Origin of the sequence: Moorena sp. SIO1F2, from assembly GCF_010672755.1 — a bacterium.
Taxonomy (GTDB): Bacteria; Cyanobacteriota; Cyanobacteriia; order Cyanobacteriales; family Coleofasciculaceae; genus Moorena.
The window spans coordinates 1-23,065 of record NZ_JAAHFV010000066.1; the positions used below are offsets into that span (position 1 = coordinate 1).

Below are 23,065 nucleotides of genomic sequence, written 5' to 3' on the forward strand. Positions count from 1 at the left end.
GCTGAGATTATTGTTTTACGAGAGTGAAAAAATATTGTGATAATTTTTGTTCCCTACTCCCTGTTCCCTGTTCCCAGTTCCCTGTTCCCTGTTCCCTGTTCCCTGTTCCCTGTTCCCTGTTCCCTGTTCCCGATTCCCTGTTCCCGATTCCCTGTTCCCTACTCCCTACTCCCTACTCCCTTTGCTATACGACCTTCACGTTTAACCCGTAGATGAGATTGCCACAAAGACCAAACTCCAGCCAGATTACCTGTAATTTCCAAGCAGATTAGGGAGATCGGATAATTGCTCGAACCTTTTAGCCGTTCAAAGATGCGCCATAAATGAGCAAGTGGCAATCCCAGCACTATTTGCACCAATCCTCGCCAATCCCCATCTTCTAGTAATGTGGTGAGATTGTAAGCAACATGACCTTTACTGTAGTTGTAAAGCTGACGATGTAGCTCTGCCATCTCAGTGCGATGCTTATGCCAGACATAAGCGTTTGGCTCATAGACCAGGGTGTAGCCAGCTTTAAGTACCTTATAAAATAAGTAAGTATCTTCACCAACTCCTGAAGGCATACCAGCACCGAGGACTTCGTTCATCAGGCCAATCTTGGGATGGCGAAAGATACTGCTACGAAAAGCAACATTAGCCGTTGCTCCTAAAGTCCAAGTTGGTACAGGCTTGTAGAAAAAGGATTCAAACCAATCTCCATTAACCTCCACCTGTTCAAAGCCCCGTCCCAAGCCGCCATAATTTTCAAAACACTGCTGGGCATTGCTTTCCAACTGTAAGGGCAAAACATTACCTGTGACAATCATTACATCCGGTCTAGCAAAAGGAGTGATCAGCTTTTCTAACCAATCTGGTGGTACAGTAACATCATCATCTATCGTAACCACGATATCCCCGGTACTAGCAACAACGCCAACATTGCGAGCATAAGCTGATCCCTGACGGGATTCATTAACTAAGACAACATCAGGAAACTCAGCAACCACTGGTGGAGTCCAACCAGAAGCGGGATGATTATCAACTACAATAATTTCCAATTGTCGAGTAGACTCTTGGGCAACTAGGCTCGACAAACACTTCCGCAAATCTTGGGGTCGGTCATAGGTAGCGATGATAATAGAAACTGGTATAGTCTTTGGTAAAGAGGTTAGTAAATCAGTCTCGTTATCCTTGGATTTATAGTGATTACTTAAGATAGATAGTGCTTTATTATGATAGTAATCCCTGCTGAAGTTAACGTCTACTTGCAGCAGCTTATGACCAAACTGATTGACAATAACTTCAATTAAGCGATTCTTGCTAATCCCTCGATCAGGGTTAGCAATATCAACGCTACCTAAAAGGTGATCATGCCATTTTACAAAGACTCGTACTGATGAGTACTCTTTGACATCAGTTAATGCCTGTAAAGGTTCCCGTAGATCGACAGTCCGCACTGCTATACCTGGATTGGTTTTAATCCTTGGGATTTCTTCCTTAGTCAGAGCAGGAAATATATGGTCAGAAAAAATCGGGTAGGGAACACTATTTATATCAACTTCTGTTTTTCGTTCTTGGTTACCGAAAGATTGAGTAATCTCAGCAGCAGTGTGGCGAGCTTTGTGATAGCGAGTTAAACCAGTGAAGCAGCCTTTGAATTCAGCCAGAATTAAATCCTGTGGGAAGCGAGTGGGATTTTTGAAACCAAGCCACAGACGTCTTAAATTCCAATACACTATCCACCAGAGCAAAATCCACAAGAAAGAAAGACACTCATCTGGATAGGCAAAGAGGCTACGGATACAGTAAGAAAACAGACCAATACTGTTATTAGTAATTTGCGTGCGCAACTTAGCATAATCCCGTCGATGTCGATGGCGCACTATGGCACTAGGCTCATAGACCAGGGTATGTCCTTCCTTCACCACCCGGAAAAACATTTCTAAATCACCACCACCATTAGTCACAGTACCCACATCCAAGGCAGGGTCAAAGAAACCAATATCATCAAAGACTGAGCGGCGATAAGCCATGTTTGCCCCTGTACCGAATTCTCCAGTACCTAGGAGTCTCCAATGGATTTTGTTGCCTCGATTAACCTGATACCATTTACGGCTCATGCCTCGCCCGAAGCCACCATACATTTCAAACAGCACTTGTGTTTCGGTTTCCAATTCATAAGGCACAACTAACCCAGTCACTGCCATAACGTCAGGATGTTTAATAAACACTAGGGCTAAGGCTTTTACCCATGCTGAATCAACTACTACATCATCATCAGTATAGGCAATAATGTCTCCTTTAGCTTCAAGAACAGCTCTGTTCCTCGCCCAATCTAAACCCGGACGAGGTTCACAGATATAACGAATATTAGCATAAGTTTCTACTAGTTTTTTTGTGCTATCATTGGTAGGGGCATTATCAACAACTATAATATCTAAGTAAGGATAATCGAGTTGATTGATAGCATCTAAACATAGAGAAAGATTAGGAGTGCGATCGCGAGTACAAACCGCAACCGTTACTAACGGCAACTTTCCCTTATACTCCGGTGGTGGCACATCCAACAAATCCTCAAGACACAAGCTTTCGCGTCCGAGGGGTAAGGATAATCCATTGTACAAAAGACGATTGATAATCGTCTCGCTATGGTCTTCCAGAATACATTTACTTAAGGTTTGTGCTGTGCAGTGACCATTAGTAATTGGTGCTTTAACATATCCAATTGGCGCACCATGGAAGCGAAGCAGTCCTTGCACTCCCATATAGCCATCTAAACCATCAAGAGTAGTCAGGGGGCGGCTCAACTCAATGTCCACTACTTTGATTGGATAAAGCATAACCGAAAATTCCTTATATCATCAGCAGTGAACGGTGTAATAAATTTCCAAGCAAGAGCTTGAAATATAGACTACCTCGGCGTTTCGTTAAATCCGCATAACTGACTGATAAACCCGGTTTATTAACATAATTATCAGATTTCAGCTTAGTGATCATTCTAAATATGCTTTTAATGAACAAAAAATACAACCCATAGCGAAAAATAGGCGTTATAAAATCCGCTTTCAAAGCTTGAGATAGCCAAAATAACGTACTGCGATCGCTACTACACTGACTACTTTGTCGTGCCAAATACATATAAAAACTACTCTTAGACAATCGATAAAGTGCTGCTGGAATCTCCGGATGCCTTTGTTGAACGTCACCTAGCATCAAACCATGAGACTTAGCCATTTGGCTGTAGTCGCGAGACATACTACTAACAATCTTGCGATAGCCAATCATAAATTCTGGCACAACAGCAAATTCATAATGTTCTGCAATGCCCAGATAGAGCTCCCAATCCTCACACCCCTGAGCCTGTTGTGCGTTCAATTGACAGTTGTAGCCACCCACGGTCTCAAAACAACAGGCGCGAATCACAGATGCACTAGCATTGCCTAAAAAGTTATGACATACCAGAGTTTTATAAACCTTTCCCTCTATAGTTGAAGCACGGAAATCTCCAGTCAGTGAATTTTCTTCATTAATATCCACCGACCAAGCATAAACCAACCCTACCGCTGGATCGGTTGCCAAGAAGCGTTTAACTTGCTTTTCTAAATTTTGCGGATACCAAATATCATCAGCATCCAGGGGAGCAATATAATCTCCCTTCGCGTTTTTAATCCCTAAATTACGAGCAGCAGCCACCCCTAAATTTGGTTGTTGTAGTAAACACGCTGATCGTCCTCAGCAATAGATTGAACAATCTCAGCTGTGCGGTCTTGAGAACCGTCATCTACCACTATCACTTCCAGGTTTTTATAGGTCTGAGAAAGAACAAACTGTAATGTGATTTCAATAAACTGCTCTGTATTATAGGCAGGGATAATCACTGAAACCAGTGGTAAGCTATCAACTGTTTTAACAACCGACATTTGGTGATTTAAATTTTATATCTATACTTTTCACAGAGATAAACTGAGTTTTTAATTTAGCTATCAGCGTTTAGCTATATCAAATGGGCTGACTATCCGCTGACTGCTGATACCGGATTGCTGACTGCTCAACCTGTAGACACAACCTCTATTACAAGTACAGAGTTACTCAGTCAATTCAGGACTTTTTGAAAAAAAAATCCCTACTAGGGATTATTCGGTAGTTTTGTTAAAGCCAATCAACGAGTTAGTTTAATTTATTATCAACTGATAATTTTAACTAAACTAATGTTAAACTATTGGAGGGTATTATTGAGATGCAGAGTAACGATTTAATCTCAAAATATCAATCAGTAATTGAAGGTAAATTTTCTAAAGAATGGTTGACTCTGCTAGACTAACTATCTCCGTCATTATCCCCGTATACAACGGAGGGGAAGACTTTCACCAATGTCTTGCCAGACTATCTCAAGCTGCATCCCCTCCCGATCAAGTGATTGTAGTAGCTGACGGCGATACTGATGGCTCATGGCGTCTAGCCCAAGACTTTGGAGCCACGGTAATTCGATTGCCCACAGCAGGGGGTCCGGCTAAAGCCCGAAACCTGGGAGCGAAAGTAGCACAGAGCGATATCCTGTTCTTTATAGATGCTGATGTAGCAATCTATCGGGATACTATTGCTCAAGTGCTGAAAATCTTTAACAATGAACCTAATTTAACCGCTTTAATTGGTTCCTATGACGATGCTCCCGGTGCTGCTAATTTCCTTTCCCAGTACAAAAATTTACTCCACCACTACACTCACCAAACCGCATCTGAACAAGCATCGACCTTCTGGGGTGCCTGTGGCGCAATCCGTCGTGACATCTTTATTGCCATGGGTGGCTTTGAGGAAAATTATCGTCAACCCTGTATTGAAGATATTGAGTTAGGCTATCGACTCAAGGAAAAAGGTTACAGGATTAAGCTGTGTAAGACTCTACGGGTGAAACATCTCAAGCGCTGGGGCATAATTTCTCTGCTTAGAGCTGACTTTTTCTACCGCGCCTTGCCCTGGACTGCCGTAATTCTCAAGGTTCACGACGCAAGTCCGGAAAACTGTCGTGAGTTTATCAGTGACTTGAACCTAAAACTGTCTAGTCGTATTAGTGTGGTGTTGGTCTATGCTCTACTAGGTGTTTTAGTTACAGCTTATTGGTGGTCTAGTACTCTGATTGCTATGGCTACCTGTGTGTTTAGTCTCGCCCTGCTAGTACTCAACAGACCTGTCTACCAATTCTTTTATCAAAAGCGTGGTCTACTATTCACTATACGAACCGTTCCATGGCACTGGCTGTATTACTTTTACAGCGGACTTGCGTTTGCCATTGGTATAGTTCGTTATTGGTTTAAAAAGTACATAAAAACTCTGATCGACTTGCCTAATATATCAGGCTTAAATCATTATTGAAGCCTGATATATTGCTGAATCATTAATCTAAAATAACGTTAAATATAAGGTTTAATTTTAGGGTTAACCTAGAATTGCGATCGCTATGGAATAAAAATCGATATTCTCCTACTAAGCACTCAACACTCACCACTGACGCACTATTTTTAATCAATGGAACATTATCCCGTAGTGATTACAGGGGCAGGACCGGCTGGTCTTACTGCTGCCTATGACCTGGTTAAACAAGGCATTAAACCTATCGTTCTAGAAAAATCCAATAAAGTCGGTGGTATTGCTCGCACCGAAGTCTACAAAGGCTATCGCTTCGATATTGGTGGTCATCGCTTCTATACCAAAGTAGAAGCAGCGCATCAACGTTGGCAAGAGGTTTTAGGGCAAGACTTTATCAAAGTTCCCCGCATGTCACGCATTTATTACCAGGGTAAATTCTACGACTATCCCCTCTCAATCTTTAACACCCTATCGAATCTAGGCATCATTAACAGTCTGGTTATTTTGCTCAGCTACTTCAAGGCAAAAATCAAGGCAAAATGGCGACCTTTAGACTGATTATAACTCCCCATCTGATGACGTCAGATTTAGTAAAAAAACAAGTCAATGGTATTAATTATTTTTCTCCACAAGATATCTCTCCAGAAGACTATGAGCTATGCTGGTCTGCCAAACTACCTTGTGCATTTGAACTAGAAGATAATATCCAACTTCGCGATCCAAACCGTGGTATTAAAGGTGGTTTTAGGAAAGGGAAAAGGGAGTAGGGAGTAGGGAGTAGGGAGTAGGGAGTAGGGAGTAGGGAGTAGGGAGTAGGGAGTAGCTCACAGGGGTAGGTTTTTTACTTTGGAGATAGGTAATAGGTAATAGGTAATAGGTAATAGGTAATAGGTAATGGGGAGAGGGTTTTTTTCAGGTTATGCAATACCTTTTTATTAATAAAAATTCCCCACGGTGCGCGTGAACGCGCACCGCTATCTCCCGATCTCCCTATCTGCCCACTTCCCCACCAATTAAATTTTAGCAGGACGCAAAAAACCGCCCTGCTTAGTAAGGGGGGAATGGGAGCACGGGAGAGGGTTTGACGGTTTTTTTTGATAACTGAATAATATCCAATTTAAATCTGCAACAGCTTAGTTTTTTTGTAATTAAATAAACACTATATGTGGAAAATCCATTGTCAACAAGCACAATAAGGCCGGGTTTATTAAGAAATATTAGTAGTTTATTGACAATATAGATTTACCCTGTATAGGTAATTAGAGTGACAAAGTAAGCGTAGTCGATCGCTTTTAGCGGCTCCTAGGTCGCATCGCGTAGCGTGACCAAAGGTCAATCCCGGGTGCTAGTGCATAAACAGATCACAGAACATAGGGTATATAAGATGAACCTTCGAGTATTGATTGCAGCGGAACATGCATCTGCAAAGTTTGGTGGTGAAGCAGCTCTTCCATTACATTACTATCGAATTTTGCGCCAACGAGGAATTCCTACCTGGTTAGTCGTACACGAACGCACTCGTGCAGAATTAGAGGCATTATTTCCCCAAGATCAACATATTGCTTATGTTCCTGACACCATTTGGCATCGTATGTTGTGGCAGTTAGGTCGTCTACTGCCTACCCGTTTATCCTACTTTACGCTAGGGCTGGTTATGCGTCTTTTGACCCAGCTGACCCAGCGACAAATCATTCGCCGTATTGTTAAGCAGGAGCAGATCAATATAATTCATCAACCGATTCCAGTATCCCCCAAAGAACCATCTATGCTGTTTGGAATGGGTGTACCGATAATTATTGGTCCTATGAATGGTGGTATGGACTATCCTCCAGGTTTTCAGAAACTCCCAAATAAAACTGTCAACTTTACCATATTTTTGGGACGGAAGTTTTCGAATATTATGAACCAATTGATACCTGGAAAGAAACAGGCAGCATTACTAATAGTGGCAAATGAGCGAACCCGAAAAGCACTACCTCAAGTCGCCTGTAAACAAGTCATTGAAATAGTAGAAAACGGTGTAAATTTATCTATATTTAAACCTCTGAAATCTGCGTCCACAAGCCTACCGATAAAAACATCTTATGTTTTTATCGGTAGGCTTGTGGACTGGAAAGGCGTTGATTTATTGCTGCTTTCATTTAAAAAAGCATCCCTAAACTTTCCGATTAGCTTAACTATTATTGGTGATGGTACAGAGCGGGATCAATTAGAGAAACAAGCACAAGAACTCAATATTTTATCCACAACTATCCACAATACTGGTAAAGTATTTTTTGCTGGTTGGCTTTCTCAGGAAAAGTGTTCAGAGCAATTACAGCAGTCTGATGTATTTGTTTTACCGAGTCTTTTAGAGTGTGGTGGGGCAGTGGTGCTTGAGGCAATGGCAAAGGGACTTCCAGTGATTGCCACTAATTGGGGAGGCCCAGCAGATTATCTCGATACTTCTTGTGGAATTCTTGTAGAACCCTCCTCTCGAGAGGAGTTTATTGATAGTCTTGCCAATGCAATGCTGACGCTGGCCCACTCACCCCAAAAACGCCTTGATATGGGAAGAATGGGCCAAAAGAAAGTTATGCAACATTTTGATTGGGAAGTTAAGGTAGATCAGATGATCAAGATCTATCACAAGGTGATTGCTGAACACCTAGTCAGCTCCAAGATACAGTCCTGACTGCCTGAGACAAGTAGTTCAAACCCAATCTGTCCTTGAATAAGAATAGTATTTGCGCCGGTCTTATAAATACAGTTCAAACTGGTGAAGTGCTTGAGATTCGTAGGTGATCAAAGCTTGAGATTTACCTTTAACATAATTTGCGATCGCATCAGCTGCTTTAATTGCCGATTGCAACGCCTTGTGAATACCAGCCGACGATAGGGGATCTAGGGTACAAGCTGCATCACCAACAGCTAGCCAGCCATCATCGGTGATCTGATCTAAATACTGAGAATAGGCTGGCTGAATCAAAAGCTTGGATTGAGAAGAGGCGTTGGCACTTAACTCCTGCACGTACTGAGTTTTTTGGAGATATGCTGTCCAATTGGGCAATTGCAGGAGTCCGTATTGCTGCAGCAGTTTGCGATCGCTCATTAAGCTGACATTTATTTCAAGCTGACTGCTGACTGCTGACTGCTGACCTATTTCCTAGAGGAACAATGGGAAAAAATTCTTAATAACTCATTACTATTAAAACCGCTATAACTATAATAACTATATTTATAATAAAGCCTTATACATTAATTAAGTTGATTAAGTATTACTTATATAAAATTTGATAACAAGTTAAAAAAAAAATTGGCATTTTATGATATAAGCGGTGGAAATAATTGAATAATGTCAAGTTTTAGGTAAATCAGCTATGCTATGAATAAGCTGTGTTCTGCTAGTTAAGGTAGTTAACTAAGAAGATCAGGAAACCTAGAGAACACGGACTTAGAGAACGACTGGAACTATGAACGGTTGATGTGACCTCATTTCTAGGATTAGGAGAGTCAAGGGAACCAAACCGTAAGGCTGCATTGTCTAACATTTGAGGGAATTATAACCCTTATGGGTTGGGATCAATGTGCGCGATTAATACAGAATCCGGTTTCTTCCAGACTACAGCAAATGAAGGAACGCCTAACCATCCCACCAGCCCTAATCCTGCCCAAATAACTGTTCGCAATATAATACAATAATAGACGACATGTATATACTACAGCTTGAATTGCCAAATCGGTTTTCTTAAATTCACCTTAAAATCAGTTTAAAAAGAAAACTAAATGTTGAAACCCGAGCACAATGAGGTATTATAAATAACAGGCAATTGTGGGTAGCATTTTTGGTATGACTATTTCCTTGTTAGAGACGGTAAATCCTCTAATCAATATGGTGGATGACGCCCAGTTGAGGCAGTAATTGACTCAAGCTTTCTGTGAAGCAACGGAGGCAGTAAGCAAGATTGATAATTTCTTTGCACTGGTTCCTACCCATCGTTGGTCTAAGTCATTTCTGGCTCATTTCTTTAACTCCTGGAAGGCGACTCACCTCAAGATGTTGGCGATCTATGGTCTATCTTGTCGCTTACAACGGCTGGCTTTGGCAAATCCCTATTCAGTCAGGGAACAGTTATTCATGGCGGGAGCCTTCAACGCTGAGACCAGTTATGAAGACCTCGGTTTAGACTATGGATGTCAAACCCATGCTGAGCTGTATCACCGGCTGGGGTGTTTTTGGATAACGATTCCTGGCAATTAGAGCAGTATTGCTTACCGAAAGCCAGAGAGTTTAAACAATGGATTTATCAGAACATGGTAGTGAATGATATCCCCAAGGGATTGTTCACCAATATGTTTTCTGAGATCTATAACCACGGTGAGTATACCATCGCCCTAAAGGCTTTTAGTGATATCATTGATCGTCATTACTCCTTTTCTGCTGCAGAAAAAGAGCAAGCCCTGACCTATATCCACGCTCATGTGGCTGATGAGACGGAAGTGGATCACTTTTTGGTAGTGGTCAAAGCCTTGAATGCCTATTGTCAAGGGACAAACACATCCATTGATTACGAACAGGCTCAGAACTTATTTGTAGAATATTTGACTCGTTTAGGTGGTGTAATGGTAAAATTCACTAACAGTATGAGTCAAGAAATTCATGCCAACGAACCCCTTATCTGCGCGTCTTAACCCAGAGCATCAGTACGTTTTTCAAACAGCTCAACAGGCGATTACGGCGCTCCCAGGCTATCGGCGAAAATTAGCTGACATCGCCAGGCTCCACCATGACTTGGGAGAAGTGATTGCGGATCAAGACTATCCCACAGAGGTGATGGTACTCCGGCCTCAGCACACCAAAGCTCCCCCCTTACTCTTAATTGGTGGGATGGGTCCTATCCCAGGGGTGGAGGGATTTGAGCAAGCCTGTGAGATGTTTCAAAACACTCGGGAAATTGTGTTGTTACAGGCCTGTGCAGTGCCGAATCGAACAACAGTTATGACCGAGAAAAGGCAAGCTGGCAGCAAAACCTTGAGGAAAACCTTGGCCGAAGAGGAGTTAGTGGCGATGCTAGAGATGGCAATTCGAGTGGGAGTTGCACAATGTTATACACGCCATACTCCGATCCAAGTGATTGTCCTGTGTAATGCTGCCCATTACTTCCTTCCTTTTGCCTGGCAACGGCTCTTGAACAATCATCCCCAAATGGCGATTAAACTCCAGTGGATTTCATTAATTGAATCTGTGGTGAAGCATCTCAGAGATGGGCATTGGCAGCGACCGTTACTCCTATGCACCAGTGCCACGCGATGGGGAAAGGTCTACGCCCATCCCCTTCAAGCCAATGGAATTGACCTGATCGAACCAAACGATGCTTTGCAGTTAACCCTGATGGACTGCATTTATCAGGGGGTAAAAGCCTCTAATCAGGATATCACCTGCTTCTTAGGGGAACGCTTCTTTGTTGAGCTGCTCAAAACCCAACCTGACCTGGACTGTATCATCGCAGGCTGTAGTGAAATTCCCTGTTTGCTGGAGTTGCTGCAAGGAAGAAGTACCGGTGCTGTCGGGCAGTTTTTGTCGGCGATCGAGGTGATTAATCCGGTTCAACTGGCTTTGAACCATGCCGCTGAAACCCTTCAGCCGATGGCAGCCATGGAACTGAACCTGTGACGAGACAGGTTTTATAGCGCTACGCGCAAGGCAGCTATGCTGAGGGCAGAAGGCAGAAGTTGACTCTAAAAAGGTTTTAGAAGTAAGAGTTGTCCTAACCTTAGTACCTACTGCTATATCCCATTGATGTCAGCCCAAACCACCAAAGCTCAAACACCAAAGCTCAAACACCAAAGCTCAAACGATGAATCCCTCTGTAAAACCCCTGACCCTGAACGACAACGATAGTCCCAACCAGACCTTTAAGCCTTTCCCCTTAGAAAATGTTGAACGGTCAATTGTAGAGCAATTTGAACAACAGGTTTCACGTCATGGGAATCGTCTTGCCATCGGTTTTCCTGGACAAGAGCTAACCTACAACGCCTTAAACCAATGGGCTAACCGGATTGCACGAGCAATCTTAACCAAGCTTGGGGCTGGGTCTGAACCGGTTGCTCTGTTATTTGAGACCGGACCAAGCATGATTGCAGGGATGTTGGGGGTACTCAAGGCTGGGAAATTTTATGTTCCGATAGATATATCGTTGCCAGAGTCTCGCCTTAGCCTGATTCTTAAGGACTCAAAGGCTAGGTTAATTTTAAGCGATCGCTACCATCTCGATGCTTCAGGGTTTGAGCAGAGGATTTTGAGCCAAGATGTTTTGAGCCAAGATATTTTAAGGATTGACAGCCTAGAACCAGGGATTTCAGACGAGAACTTAGAAATTCAGTATCATCCTGACGATAAAGCCTATATTCTTTACACTTCTGGTTCTACAGGACGCCCCAAGGGTGTGATCCAAAACCATCGGTATGTCCTGAATCTATGCCGGAACTATACTAACAGCAGTAAGATTAGCTTTTGCGATCGCTTTTCACTGTTGTACTCAGCCGCTTTTGGTGGTGCAGTGCGAGATATTTACTGTGCCCTGTTGAATGGAGCAGCCCTATTCCCCTTGGATGTCAAGCAAATTGGGTTACATCAGTTAGGCCGATGGTTGCGAGATAACGAAATCACCATTATGTTTGCGGTGGCGACATTGTTTCGTCACTTTGTTTCAAAATTAGATGGGCTTGGAAATTTTCCTAAGTTACGACTGATCCAAATTGGCAGTGAAACGGTTTACCGACAGGATGCGGAACTTTTCCAGGAAAACTTTTCCGACCAATGCACCTTAATGGTGAATCTTGGAGGTACAGAGATTAGTCCAGTCCGACAATTTCCCATTACCAAAAAAACCGTGCTCACTGGTGCCACCGTGCCTGCGGGCTATGGTGTTGAGGGCACCGAGGTTTTCCTTTGGGATGAATCGGGGCAGGAGGTGCCTCCGGGAGAGGTTGGTGAAATTGTGGTTCGTTCTCGCCAAGTGGCTAATGGCTACTGGCAACAGCCTGAGCGAACCGAGCAAGTGTTTATCACAGATGGGGAGCATCGATATTTCAAAACCGGTGATTTAGGTAAGTTATTACCGGATGGTTGTTTGCTGCACCTGGGTCGTAAAGATTTTCAGGTCAAGATCCGAGGTTATCGGGTTGAAACCAGTGAAGTGGAAGCCAGTTTGTTGAACTTAGACGCTGTTCAAGAGGCGGTTGTAGTCGCCCAGACAGAAGCAGGGGGAGCAGTTGGGGATCAACAGCTAGTGGCTTATCTGACTCCGGTAAATTCCCAAAACAAACCGACAGCCAACGAATTAAAAGCTGCGTTGGGAGACAAATTACCCAGTTACATGGTTCCCGCTTGTTTTATTTGGCTAGAGTCATTACCTTTAACTGTAACTGGTAAAATTGACCGACGGGCTTTACCAAAACCGGAATCAATTCTATCAACATCACAATTAGAATTAAACGTTATTGCCCCCCGTACGGAAATAGAAGAAACCTTAGTCAAAATTTGGTCTGAAGTCCTAAAAATTGAGCCGATTGGCATTGAGCATAATTTCTTTGAATTAGGGGGACACTCCCTTCATGCCAGCCAAGTTGTGGCTCGTATTTCCCAGAGACTAGGCATTGAAGTACCATTGAAGCAGATTTTTGAAGCACCAACAATTAGCCTGCTCTCAGAATACCTAGAATCGGTAAACACTAGCACTTGTAGCACTGGTGACTATCCATTAGTCCCCACCCCCACAGCAAGAGAGGCAGACATTCCTCTATCCTTAACCCAACAAGGTCTCTGGTTTCTGAGTCAACTGGAAGACAATCGTGCTGCCTATAACTTGGTCAGAGCGTTTGTGATTACCGGGCGATTAGACACAACGAGTTTAGAAAATGCGTTCGCGAAGCGTCGGCTTTGCCGAATCGCAACCCTCATAGACCGCCACGAAATCCTACGAACCACCTTTTCAGCTGGCGAGGGCATGCCAAACCAAAGGATTTCATCCCAGATTCGGTTACCCCTATCTATGGTAGACTTGACCACTGAGGGGTTGGATGGGATTGAGGAAGTGATTTTCCAAGAACAAAATCGCCCCTTCGATGTAACTGTTGGCCCTCTGCTGCGATTTACGCTAATTTGCAATTCACAGGAAAAGCAAATTTTACTACTGACCATGCACCACATCATTAGTGATGACTGGTCAATACAAGTTTTGCTCAGAGAACTCTCATGGCTTTATACGGCTGGTTTAACTCAAACATCGCCATCATTACCCCCTCTGCCCATTCAGTATGTTGATTATGCGACTTGGCAACGCCGCCGATTCACCGGGGAGTTTAGAGATAGCCAAATTAAATACTGGCAACAGCAATTAGCGGATGCTCCCCCAGTGCTTAACCTCCCCCTGGATCGCCCCCGCACAACTCAACCCTTCAAATCTGGCCGGGTGCCATTTGGCCTCAATGCTGACCTAACTGATCAACTCAATGTCTTAAGCCAGGGTAAGGGAACAACCCTATTCATTACCCTTTTTGCGGCCTTTTCCGGTTTTCTGTCTCGCTATTGCCATCAAGACGATATTGTGGTGGGGACTCCCATCGCCAACCGAAACCCAGCCATAACAGAGGCTTTGATTGGCTTCTTCGTTAATACCTTAGTCTTACGCACTCGACCGAAGCAACAGCATACCTTCATTGAGTTGCTTTCCCAAGTTCGTCAAGTGGCCTTAGATGCTTATGCTCATGGCGATATCCCCTTTGACCTGCTGGTAGAGCAACTGAAACCGGAACGGCTGCCAGGGGTTAGTCCCCTCTTTCAGGTGATGTTTACCTTGCAAAATCTCCCGAAGGAAACCCTAGAGTTGTCGGGGCTGACTGTCAGTGCTAAGTCTTTAGATAAACCCACTGCTGGGGCTACCTTTGATTTAACCTTATCCCTGACTCAAAGCGATACAGAACTGATTGGCGCTTTTGAATACAATGCCAACCTGTTTGATCCCGCAACGATTGAGCGGATGACAAGAAATTTCCAAATTTTTGTAGAGGGGATCACTGTATTTCCAGAACAAACCATTGCTCAATTGCCGATTTTGAGTGCTGCTGAACAACAGCAATTATTAGTGGAGTGGAATCAAACCCAAACCGATTATCCTCGTAATGCCTGTGTTCACCAGTTATTTGAAACCCAAGTCCAAAAGACACCAGATGCAGTAGCATTACGTTTTGCCGAACAAGCTCTGACCTATCACCAGTTGAATCAAAAGGCTAACCAACTTGCCCATTACTTGCTTTCTTTGGGTGTTGGCCGAGATGTTCCGGTGGGAATTTGTCTGGAGCGCTCCTTGGAGATGGTGATCGCGCTGCTAGCAATTCTCAAAGCCGGGGGAGCTTATGTTCCCCTAGACCCTGGCTATCCCCAGAAACGGCTGGCCTACATGATGAAAACTGCTCAAGTTTCCATTCTACTCACCCAAGAGTGTTTAATATCCCAGGTGCAGCTAATGGCAGAGCATACCCTTTGTCTAGATAAGGATTGGCCAACCATTGCCCAACATCTACCCACCAACCTCAATGGCCAGACTACACCAGATCACCTGGCTTATATTATCTATACTTCTGGCTCAACTGGGCAACCGAAAGGGGTTGCCATGCCCCACCAAGCTTTAGCTGTCCGGCAAAATTCATCCCACACCTAATGCGTAGCATTAGGTGTGGGATGAATTTTGCACAGGGTATTAAAAAATTGCTATAATATATTTACTGATAAACAAAGCCGTTCGCGAAGCGTGGCCAAAGGCCTTAAATGCTGGTTTGTCAGCCACCTACTAATCAAAAATACAACTTATTGTATTGTTCCGGCGCGGAGGGGCATCCCGTGTCGTTAATAAAGCTTACCGAGTATCCGTTCGCGCAGCGTCGGCGAAAGCCGATACCGTTGGGTGGAGTTGGTAAGAAGCCCACACTGAACTCAAAGAGTCAGTGTGGGAGTATGTCACTGATAATCCATCGGCTCGACTCTACAAAACTGGGGACTTAGCTCGGTATTTACCAGATGGCACTATTGAATTCCTCGGTCGCATTGACCATCAAGTCAAAATCCGAGGCTTCCGTATCGAACTGGGGGAAATTGAATCGGTGCTCAGTGACTACCAGCAGGTGCAGGAATGCGTCGTTATCTGCCGGGAAGATACCCCAGGAAACAAGCGCCTGGTAGCCTATGTAGTTGGGGATGATGATCTTGACATCAGCGCCCTGAAAGAGTATATCAAACAGAAATTACCAGACTACATGGTTCCCAGTGTAGTGGTGCCCCTGACGTCATTACCCCTGTCTCCCAGTGGTAAAATAGACCGCAAAGCATTACCTGCCCCCTCTGCTGTCTTCAGCCAAAGTAGTGACTTCGTTGCACCAAAGACAGAGAGTCAAATTCGGATCGCTAGTCTTTTTGCCGAAATTCTCTCCCTGCACCCTCAGAGCATTAGCCTTGATGATAGTTTCTTTGAGTTAGGTGGTCATTCCCTATTGGCCACTCAACTGATGTTTCGGATTCGTGAAGCCTTCGAGATTAATTTATCCCTAAGGGCATTGTTTGATTATCCCTCTGTTTCTGATTTGGCTAGTGCAATCGACCACGCTTTAGTAACTGGAGACTATCAATCCCAGACTTGGGATTTAGAAGCAGAAGCTGCTTTAGCTCCAGATATTCAGCCATCAACTGCGATCGCGCCAATCGTCAGTCCAATGGAACGAATTTTCCTAACCGGTGCCACAGGTTTCTTGGGAATTCATTTACTTTCTGAACTCTTGACCACAACGGATGCTATTGTCTATTGCTTGGTTCGGGCTGATAATCTTGATGCTGGCAAAGAAAGACTATTGAGCAAGTTAGAAGCAACTGGATTATGGAGTGAGAATTTTACATCTCGAATTATTCCCATCATCGGAGATTTAGGAAGCAGTCGTTTTGGACTCTCAGCAACTGAGTATAATAATTTATGCCAAGAAATTGATGTTGTTTATCACGCTGGAGCCTATGTTAATCATGTGTGGTCTTACCCTATTTTAAAAGATGCGAATGTTTTGGGAACCCAAGACGTGTTGAGACTGGCCAGTCTAGGGAAGCTCAAACCTGTTCATTACGTTTCTACCATCAGCGTGTTATCAACATCCCAAACTGATCAACCCATTCTCGAGTCAGCTACTGCCAATTATTATGATTTACCAAAAGTAGGCTATGTTCAGACCAAGTGGGTAGCAGAGCAGTTAGTTTGGGAAGCTGCCAAGCGCGGTTTGCCCATAACTATCTATCGACCTTCGAGGATTAGTGGTCACAGTCAAACCGGTGTGTCTAGTTTCGATGACTTACTCTCGCGACGGGTGAAAGGATGTATTCGACTCAAATGTTTTCCTAGCTGGAGTGGTTTAGCAGAAAACCTTGTCCCAGTAGATTATGTCAGCCGAGCGATTGTTTGTCTGTCTCAACAAAACCGTTTATTTGGGAAGGCATTCCATTTAATTAATCCCAAATCGGTGCATCTGAGGGAGATTTTTGACTGGGTGCGCTCCCTGGGCTATAGCTTACAAGAAATTGACTATACTGATTGGCGTTCTAAGTTGATAGAGGATATGGAAAATCCTCTCTACCCTTACTTACCTAACTTCCCGGAATCACCGTCGAACATAACAAACTTAATTGAGTACGATTGTCGCAATGTGGTTGATGGTTTAAGGGAAAGTGGTATCCAGTTACCGGAGGTTAATCAGGATTTATTTAAAACTTACCTCTGCTACTTTAGAGAAAGTGGATTTTTGGAGGATTGAACCTTTTTACTAGACTTCGCGGCAGTTGTCGGGAACAGGGAACAGCGATGCAGCGCGGTCTTGGGGGTTTCCCCCATGAGCGACTGCATCAAGACGGGAACAGGGAACAGTGGACAAGAATTGACGCAAAGCGATGCATCGCTTTCTTATGCCCCACACCCCACACCCCACCCCCTACACCCCACACCTGAGGTCAAAGTAAAAAACCTACCCTTATGAGCTTACTCCACCCCCTCCAATAACAGAGCCACTTGTTCAGGTGCAGGAAGTTGATTCTGCAACTGTTGTGGTAACGTTGAAACTATTCGATAAGTAGCAACACCAATCGGTTTGTTTGACTCCTTCAACGCATATTCCACAATCGTCTTATCCTTAGACTTACAAAGAATAATTCCTATGGCAGAATTCTCCTCTTCTAGCCTCACTTTGTCATCTAACGCTGCCAAATAAAACTGCATCTTGCCTATATATTCTGGCAAAAACTCCCCTATTTTTAAATCGATGGCTACCAAACATTTTAGATGGCGATGAAATAACAGCAAATCAATAAAATACTCTTTGTTGCTAATTTATAAGCGAGTCAGCTATCAGCTATCAGCTATCAGCTAATGCGCAATGGACTTTTTTTCAGACTTTCAATTATCATTAATCTATCAAGATTCAATTCTCCCGTTAGAGGTTTATTTTAAGCTGACGGCTGACGGCTGACGGCTGACGGCTGACGGCTGACGGCTTACTATAAAACTCTCGCTCTAAGTCATCTTTACACTTTTGAATAATAACCAAATTATGACTCCAAGCAATTTCTGCCACCAATGGTTGCAGTTTTTCATTTTGAAAGTATGTGAGATATAAATTGCGCATATTCCAGATATTACGAACCGAAAAGCCACTGATACCTGGAAACTTCGCTTGTAAGTCTTTTGCTAGTTGTTCTACGACTGACTTACCCCAGGTTTCTCCCTGTTGACGGGTCACAATTAACCGTCCAATATCCCAATAAAGAGTAATTAATTCCTTGTTGACTGCTTTGAGGGATTGGTACTGGGCCTGGCGAATGCGCTCCTTGACTTCTACTAGTAGTTGCCGATACTTCCCTGAATCCAAGTCACTCATCTGGTTTCCGATTCAACAACATTTGTCCAAAAGGTGATCATAACAAAGGTAAAGCAGTCAGCGGTCAGCGGTCAGCCTCGTAGGGTGCGTTAGGGACGGGCTCGCCTTAATTTTCCGCCTCGTAGCCAGTGTTGGAATAGCCCGTCCCGTAACGCACCGCCAGTGTTGGGACAGCCCTTCCGAACACTGTAACAGGCAAGATGCCTGTTCCACGCCTGATACCCTTTCCACGCCTAATGCCTGTTCCACCCACCGGGTCAAACAGCTTTTAGGAGATGCAGCAATTTCTGCCACCAATGGTGACAGTTTTTCCGTAAGCATTCAGCTAATGGGCTATGTCACAGCTTCAAAGCCTGTGCCACAAGGCCAAAGGCCAACCGCTGACCGCTAACTGCTGATAGTTGATAGCTGACCCCTGACTACTTACTTCCCCCCTCAAATCCTCCCTTGAGAATCCTCAATATCATTCCTTAGCTCCTCTAACTTCCCTTGTGCCTCTGGATCTTCCAAATTTAAAAGCTTTTGGTAAATTCCCTCAGCAGCCTCTAGCCATTCAACTGCTTCAGCAAACTCTTCTAGGTTGTGGGCAATCTCACCAAGCTGTTCTTGAATTTCCGCCTGCAATGGCAAATTATTAGCTTTTTTGGCCAGTGCCAGGGCTGTGCGGTAACGCTGCTGAGCCTGTCGCTTTAGTCCAATGCGCTTATACATATCAGCTTGGAGCTGATAAATGGCAGGATTTTCTGTACCAGCTTTGATTCTTGTTTCTAAAACCTCAATGGCATTCTGATTGAGACAAGTGTTGGGATAATTTAGATCTTGGCAAGTGCTGTGATACAGATGAGCTTTTTTCTGAGCTTTGGCATCTGCATCCAGATTTTGTGTCTCAATCTGAGCTAGGTTCTTCTTTAGCTCCTGCTCCTGGTCATCGGTCAGCAGGGCAATGGTGGGAGCTGGATCTTGATTGGGATTTTCAAGTGAAGACACATCGGTACTAGCAGTCACCACTATAAAATAATCCCGATCCCGTCGGAGTTCGGAGCTATCAGGATAATCAACTATGGCTTCAGATACCCGTTTTTCCCACACTGGTGTTGCCAAATCCTTGATAGTAACATCATAGTGGCTGGCTTCTTTCACCCCATGCCAGCGCAGGGTCAGGGGTTGATTAGGACGTAGTGCTGTATTCCTCGGACTGATCAGGTAGGGAAAGTCTTCATTCTCGATGCCACGTCCAGGTGCTAGGTTATCTCCCGATCGGAACAATATTCCTGAATTTGAGCAACCTTCAGACACCTTCAAAGCTTTTCCTACAGGAACTTGCCAATTACTGAGATCACTGCAGGAAACTGTAGCAGAGGACTGAGGGTTTTTGACCCAGATCTGGTCTGTTAGCTTGAGACGATCTCCTTGGTGAGCTCGATCATAACCAAACCACAGGCGACGTTTCACTTGAACATCTCCTGTGACAGCTGCGATGTAGTACAGACCTTCAGCCGGAATAGTTGCTGGAGCCGCGATCGCGATTAAAACGGTGGAAAGTAGGGAGATGGAGAATAGACGTTTCCAAATCATGGCCTTTGTTTCTGTTGTTGAGCTTTCTGAATACGTTCATTAGCTAGATGTAACCAGGTGTCTTCTTCTGGAATTAAACGATTTCCTATTCCTAATTTATTAGCTAAATCTAGCCATTTGTTTGCTTTTGAAATCCTGGTATTTCCAATGATTAAATCGCGACAATTTTCCCATTGCTTGAGAGATTCTTTGGCAGCTTCAGGTTTTTTCTGGCGTTCAAGTACCTGAGCTAAAATACAAGAGGCAGAGGCACGATTGGGCAGATAGTTTGCTACCTTTGGATTCTTGGCAATGTTGAGAGATTTTTCCAGGGCAATCTTAGCTTCATCATCCCGGTTTTGTTTGAATCTTACCCACCCTAAATTTTTATATAAATTGTACTGATCCTCTGGATAAACTGATTGCTCTGTGGTTAATTTTAGACCTTCAACTAAAAGGTTTGCCGCTTTAGGATAGTCCCCTTCTAGAATGTAGAGTCTGGCCAAGTTGTTGTATGCCCTAGGAATTTTGGCACTTACCGCCAGCTGGTACTCTTGCTTTGATTTCTTGAGCTGTAACCAGTCTTCATAGACTACGGCCAGGTTGTAATGGGCGTTAGCATTATCAGGATCAAGGGCAATTGCTCTTTGGTAGTCGGCTTCAGCACTACTAAGCTCACCGGCTCGATAGTGCTCTAAGCCACGTTCACCGTAACTATCTGAAATGCTGGATAGGCTAAACCAAAACCCTAGCAATCCCAACAGTAGAACCATGGTGGAGAGAAACTTAGTTTCAGCATGAAGAAACTTAGGCACTTTCCAACTAATCAGCAATTCCTCAAAACCTTTTTTCAATGCTTCTGAGAAATCGTTGTCTTTTTGCTCTTCTTCGGTAAGGTCACTTTTGGCTTTCAGCAGAGTTATCAGACTCGGTACAATGATCGCGAAAGTGCCAACCACATCGGGACCACCACTTAAGAAACGACTGGCAATGTTGACTAGCAGAGCCAGACTGACACTCCAACCTCCAAAGGTCAGACCCTTAAACACCCAGTCGTAACGATCTAGCCGATGAGGAGGACGCTGTTGATCCAGATACCACCACCAGCCCTTAGGCTTTGCGGGTAGACTGTGACGATAGGTAGAAAGTTCCAGAGCTTGGTCAATCCGTTGTTTGTGTTGTTGGAGTTGGGCATCTAGCTCATGGATGCACTCTAGAAGCTCTGCAGCTATGAAGGGTTCCTGAGTGAGGGCATTGTGGAGTGCATCGGCACACAGAATCTCTAGAGCTTGTTGGTGAGTCAAGGTAGAATCTGTGGCTAGGGACTGCAGGGCAGCTCGATATTGACTTAGCACCAATGTATGATAGGGCATGCTATTGGGTGTGACTGACTACATTTGACTTAATCTGACTTCTGCCTTCTGACTTCTGCCTTCTGCCTTCTAACTTCTGACTTCTGCCTTCTGACTTCTGCCTTCTGCCTTCTCAATGGTTTCCAGTTACCAGAATTGATGAAAGCTGCCCAGAAATAGGGGTGCTGGTATTTTTGATTTTGCTGCATCTCTAGTTGAGCCTGTCTCATGGCCTCGCTACGTCCCAGACCCTGTTTTAACTTCTGATAGTAAGAAACCATCAGCTCTTTAGTAGACTGATCGTCCACTTGCCAGAGGCTGATCACCTGGCTTTGGGAACCAGCCAGCACCAAGGCTCGCCGCAAACCATAGACTCCTTCTCCTTGGGACAGTTCACCTCGTCCCGTTTCACAGGCAGAAAGTACCACCAACTCACTACCGTAGAGATTAAGCCCCGATGCCTCCAATGCTGTCAGCACCCCATCCTGGACTACATCGGCAAGGTTGCCACTTTGATAATTCTGAACCCCAGCCAGCACTAGTCCAGAGTTCAACAGACTCAGCCTAGACTGCAATCGGGGATTTTCTCGCACCAGAGAGTCAACCTGTTGATTGCCCTCAAAAAAGCCATGAGTGGCAATGTGCAGAATACTGGGACGATTAACTTGCTTGATCACCGCTTCAGTGGCCTGTCGCCCAAGCCGGATTTGAGCTTGGGGTAAGATTTCAGCAATGGCTTCAGCTTCATCTCTGGTTCCTGGTAGAGGCGGAAGCTTACGCTGGGGCCAATTCCCGGAACGGGTAGGGTTTTGAGCTAATTGAACCGTTTCACCAGGTTTTCCGAAAATGGGGTCAGCAATCAGCACTGGCGGCTGCTGAGGTGGGGCTTGAACAGGGAAACGCAGCACGTCTCGCCCGGAGGTAAGGTAGGTAACGGTAACGTTTTCAATCAGGAATTGGTTATTGTGATCCACCAGGGCTTCAAAGGGAATCACGTTGAGAGCCCCATCTGGTGAAATGATTAAGTGATTGCTATTACCAATTTGTCTTCGGATCGGAGCCAGTATCTTTTCCTCTAATTTACCAGCAGCGTCTTTAACTCGGGAAATACGTATTCCAGGATTGCGGATAGCAGTGGTAAAATCATAAATCAGTGGGTCTATTTCCTCTGCTGGTCCTAGGTCAATGCCTTTAAAACGACCATCAGAGTGTAAAGTATAGACGGCATAGCGGGGCTTGCCCCATTGCTGATTTGGAGGTGCTTTGGGGTCAAAAGGTTGGTATTGGAAAAATTCAATCAGAACTGCATCAGGGGGCAGTTGAGCTTGCACAGCTTCGAGGGTAGCGACTTGAGTGGCACGTTGGAATTCAGGACTCTTTTCCAGAAGAGCCTTCTCTTGAGTTTCCTTTTCTTCCGTCAGTTTTTCGAGTTGGGTTTTATAGTCATCGAGAGACTGATTGCCGGGACCTTGATGGTAGAGTTTTGCCAGTTGGCTGTTAGTTTGGTTGAGTTCGTCGAAGCGTTTCTGGTCTTCAGGGGTAAGGTTTTGGCGCAAGCGTTGCCAGCTATTGCTGGTAGTATCCAGAATACGACCTTTACGACGCAGGATTGTTGTTAGTGCCAAATGGGCTGCCTTTTGATTGTTGGGAATTTGTTGGAGATGCAGAGAGATAGCTACATTTGTTGTACCAGAGAGCTTGTCGATGTAGTCTTGTTTTTCAGACTCAGAGCCAACTACCAGATTGTAGTCGAGGTTTTGTTCTTCTACCTCTAACCCTTGAATTAGGAGGTTGAGAGCAGAAGTAGGGTCTCCCTGTGCCCAGTAGAGTCCAGCCAGATTATTGAGGCTGGTTGCCACATGGGGATGGTCTTG

General features: G+C 44.4%; 16 protein-coding genes and 2 pseudogenes. 10 read left to right on the forward strand and 8 right to left on the reverse strand.

Features of this window, described 5'->3' with window-relative positions; translation table 11 throughout:
• The first annotated feature begins 36 nt into the window (after positions 1-36).
• On the forward strand, positions 37-216 hold the full coding sequence (locus F6J94_RS11125; protein ID WP_293039817.1) for a hypothetical protein: 180 nt from the start codon (positions 37-39) through the stop codon (positions 214-216).
• Here F6J94_RS11125 and F6J94_RS11130 read toward each other — a convergent pair.
• Both F6J94_RS11130 and F6J94_RS11135 read right to left on the reverse strand, forming a co-directional pair.
• Positions 159-2,819, reverse strand: coding sequence for a glycosyltransferase (locus tag F6J94_RS11130; RefSeq protein WP_293039819.1), 2,661 nt, complete (start codon positions 2,817-2,819; stop codon positions 159-161). The genes F6J94_RS11125 and F6J94_RS11130 overlap by 58 nt on opposite strands.
• A 13-nt stretch (positions 2,820-2,832) precedes the next feature.
• A pseudogene (locus F6J94_RS11135) lies at positions 2,833-3,899 on the reverse strand (glycosyltransferase family 2 protein).
• A gap of 379 nt (positions 3,900-4,278) precedes the next feature.
• Here F6J94_RS11135 and F6J94_RS11140 point away from each other — a divergent pair.
• The 4 genes and pseudogenes from F6J94_RS11140 to F6J94_RS11155 all read left to right on the forward strand — a co-directional run bounded on the left by F6J94_RS11140 (position 4,279) and on the right by F6J94_RS11155 (position 8,017).
• Positions 4,279-5,349 (forward strand): glycosyltransferase, encoded by a 1,071-nt coding sequence (locus tag F6J94_RS11140; protein ID WP_293022201.1) that lies wholly within the window; start codon positions 4,279-4,281, stop codon positions 5,347-5,349.
• Between the two features lie 153 nt (positions 5,350-5,502).
• Positions 5,503-5,874: pseudogene (locus F6J94_RS11145) on the forward strand (NAD(P)-binding protein); the annotation flags it as partial.
• 8 nt (positions 5,875-5,882) lie between these two features.
• Positions 5,883-6,110 (forward strand): hypothetical protein, encoded by a 228-nt coding sequence (locus tag F6J94_RS11150; protein WP_293039821.1) that lies wholly within the window; start codon positions 5,883-5,885, stop codon positions 6,108-6,110.
• 617 nt (positions 6,111-6,727) lie between these two features.
• On the forward strand, positions 6,728-8,017 hold the full coding sequence (locus F6J94_RS11155; protein ID WP_293039823.1) for a glycosyltransferase family 4 protein: 1,290 nt from the start codon (positions 6,728-6,730) through the stop codon (positions 8,015-8,017).
• A gap of 63 nt (positions 8,018-8,080) precedes the next feature.
• Here the strand turns inward: F6J94_RS11155 and F6J94_RS11160 are convergent, their stop codons facing one another.
• Complete coding sequence (locus F6J94_RS11160) at positions 8,081-8,434, reverse strand: NAD(P)/FAD-dependent oxidoreductase (protein ID WP_075899345.1); 354 nt, start codon at positions 8,432-8,434, stop codon at positions 8,081-8,083.
• An 810-nt stretch (positions 8,435-9,244) separates the two neighbouring features.
• Here F6J94_RS11160 and F6J94_RS11165 point away from each other — a divergent pair.
• The 5 genes from F6J94_RS11165 to F6J94_RS11185 all read left to right on the forward strand — a co-directional run bounded on the left by F6J94_RS11165 (position 9,245) and on the right by F6J94_RS11185 (position 17,169).
• Positions 9,245-9,583, forward strand: a complete 339-nt coding sequence (locus F6J94_RS11165) for a hypothetical protein (RefSeq protein WP_293022207.1) — start codon at positions 9,245-9,247, stop codon at positions 9,581-9,583.
• Positions 9,559-10,014, forward strand: coding sequence for a hypothetical protein (locus F6J94_RS11170; RefSeq protein ID WP_293039826.1), 456 nt, complete (start codon positions 9,559-9,561; stop codon positions 10,012-10,014). The genes F6J94_RS11165 and F6J94_RS11170 overlap by 25 nt, the downstream gene beginning before the upstream one ends.
• Entirely contained in the window at positions 9,983-10,996 is a 1,014-nt protein-coding gene (locus tag F6J94_RS11175; RefSeq protein ID WP_293039829.1) for an aspartate/glutamate racemase family protein, read from the forward strand. Before F6J94_RS11170 ends, F6J94_RS11175 begins: the two co-directional genes overlap by 32 nt.
• A 184-nt stretch (positions 10,997-11,180) precedes the next feature.
• Positions 11,181-15,044, forward strand: a complete 3,864-nt coding sequence (locus tag F6J94_RS11180) for an AMP-binding protein (protein WP_293039832.1) — start codon at positions 11,181-11,183, stop codon at positions 15,042-15,044.
• A 283-nt stretch (positions 15,045-15,327) separates the two neighbouring features.
• A complete protein-coding gene (locus F6J94_RS11185; RefSeq protein ID WP_293039835.1) occupies positions 15,328-17,169 on the forward strand; it encodes a thioester reductase domain-containing protein in 1,842 nt (613 codons plus the stop codon).
• Between the two features lie 221 nt (positions 17,170-17,390).
• Here the strand turns inward: F6J94_RS11185 and F6J94_RS11190 are convergent, their stop codons facing one another.
• The 5 genes from F6J94_RS11190 to F6J94_RS11210 all read right to left on the reverse strand — a co-directional run.
• Positions 17,391-17,738, reverse strand: a complete 348-nt coding sequence (locus F6J94_RS11190) for a PDDEXK nuclease domain-containing protein (protein WP_293039849.1) — start codon at positions 17,736-17,738, stop codon at positions 17,391-17,393.
• Positions 17,739-17,841: 103 nt separating this feature from the next.
• Entirely contained in the window at positions 17,842-18,285 is a 444-nt protein-coding gene (locus F6J94_RS11195; RefSeq protein WP_293039837.1) for a DUF1016 N-terminal domain-containing protein, read from the reverse strand.
• A 435-nt stretch (positions 18,286-18,720) separates the two neighbouring features.
• Positions 18,721-19,860: a tetratricopeptide repeat protein gene (locus F6J94_RS11200; protein ID WP_293039840.1), complete on the reverse strand. Its 1,140-nt coding sequence runs from the start codon at positions 19,858-19,860 to the stop codon at positions 18,721-18,723.
• On the reverse strand, positions 19,857-21,212 hold the full coding sequence (locus F6J94_RS11205; RefSeq protein ID WP_293039843.1) for a tetratricopeptide repeat protein: 1,356 nt from the start codon (positions 21,210-21,212) through the stop codon (positions 19,857-19,859). The genes F6J94_RS11200 and F6J94_RS11205 overlap by 4 nt, the downstream gene beginning before the upstream one ends.
• Positions 21,213-21,241: 29 nt before the next feature.
• Positions 21,242-23,065: CHAT domain-containing protein (locus tag F6J94_RS11210; protein ID WP_293039846.1), on the reverse strand; the 1,824-nt coding region annotated here is incomplete at its 5' end.

Bases quoted from the DNA above. Each gene is read 5' to 3' on its own strand.
- F6J94_RS11130 (WP_293039819.1), bottom strand. From the start codon at position 2,819: ATGCTTTATCCAATCAAAGTAGTGGACATTGAGTTGAGCCGCCCCCTG.
- F6J94_RS11140 (WP_293022201.1), top strand. From the start codon at position 4,279: ATGGTTGACTCTGCTAGACTAACTATCTCCGTCATTATCCCCGTATAC.
- F6J94_RS11150 (WP_293039821.1), top strand. From the start codon at position 5,883: ATGGCGACCTTTAGACTGATTATAACTCCCCATCTGATGACGTCAGAT.
- F6J94_RS11155 (WP_293039823.1), top strand. From the start codon at position 6,728: ATGAACCTTCGAGTATTGATTGCAGCGGAACATGCATCTGCAAAGTTT.
- F6J94_RS11160 (WP_075899345.1), bottom strand. From the start codon at position 8,434: ATGAGCGATCGCAAACTGCTGCAGCAATACGGACTCCTGCAATTGCCC.
- F6J94_RS11175 (WP_293039829.1), top strand. From the start codon at position 9,983: ATGCCAACGAACCCCTTATCTGCGCGTCTTAACCCAGAGCATCAGTAC.
- F6J94_RS11180 (WP_293039832.1), top strand. From the start codon at position 11,181: ATGAATCCCTCTGTAAAACCCCTGACCCTGAACGACAACGATAGTCCC.
- F6J94_RS11195 (WP_293039837.1), bottom strand. From the start codon at position 18,285: ATGAGTGACTTGGATTCAGGGAAGTATCGGCAACTACTAGTAGAAGTC.
- F6J94_RS11200 (WP_293039840.1), bottom strand. From the start codon at position 19,860: ATGATTTGGAAACGTCTATTCTCCATCTCCCTACTTTCCACCGTTTTA.
- F6J94_RS11205 (WP_293039843.1), bottom strand. From the start codon at position 21,212: ATGCCCTATCATACATTGGTGCTAAGTCAATATCGAGCTGCCCTGCAG.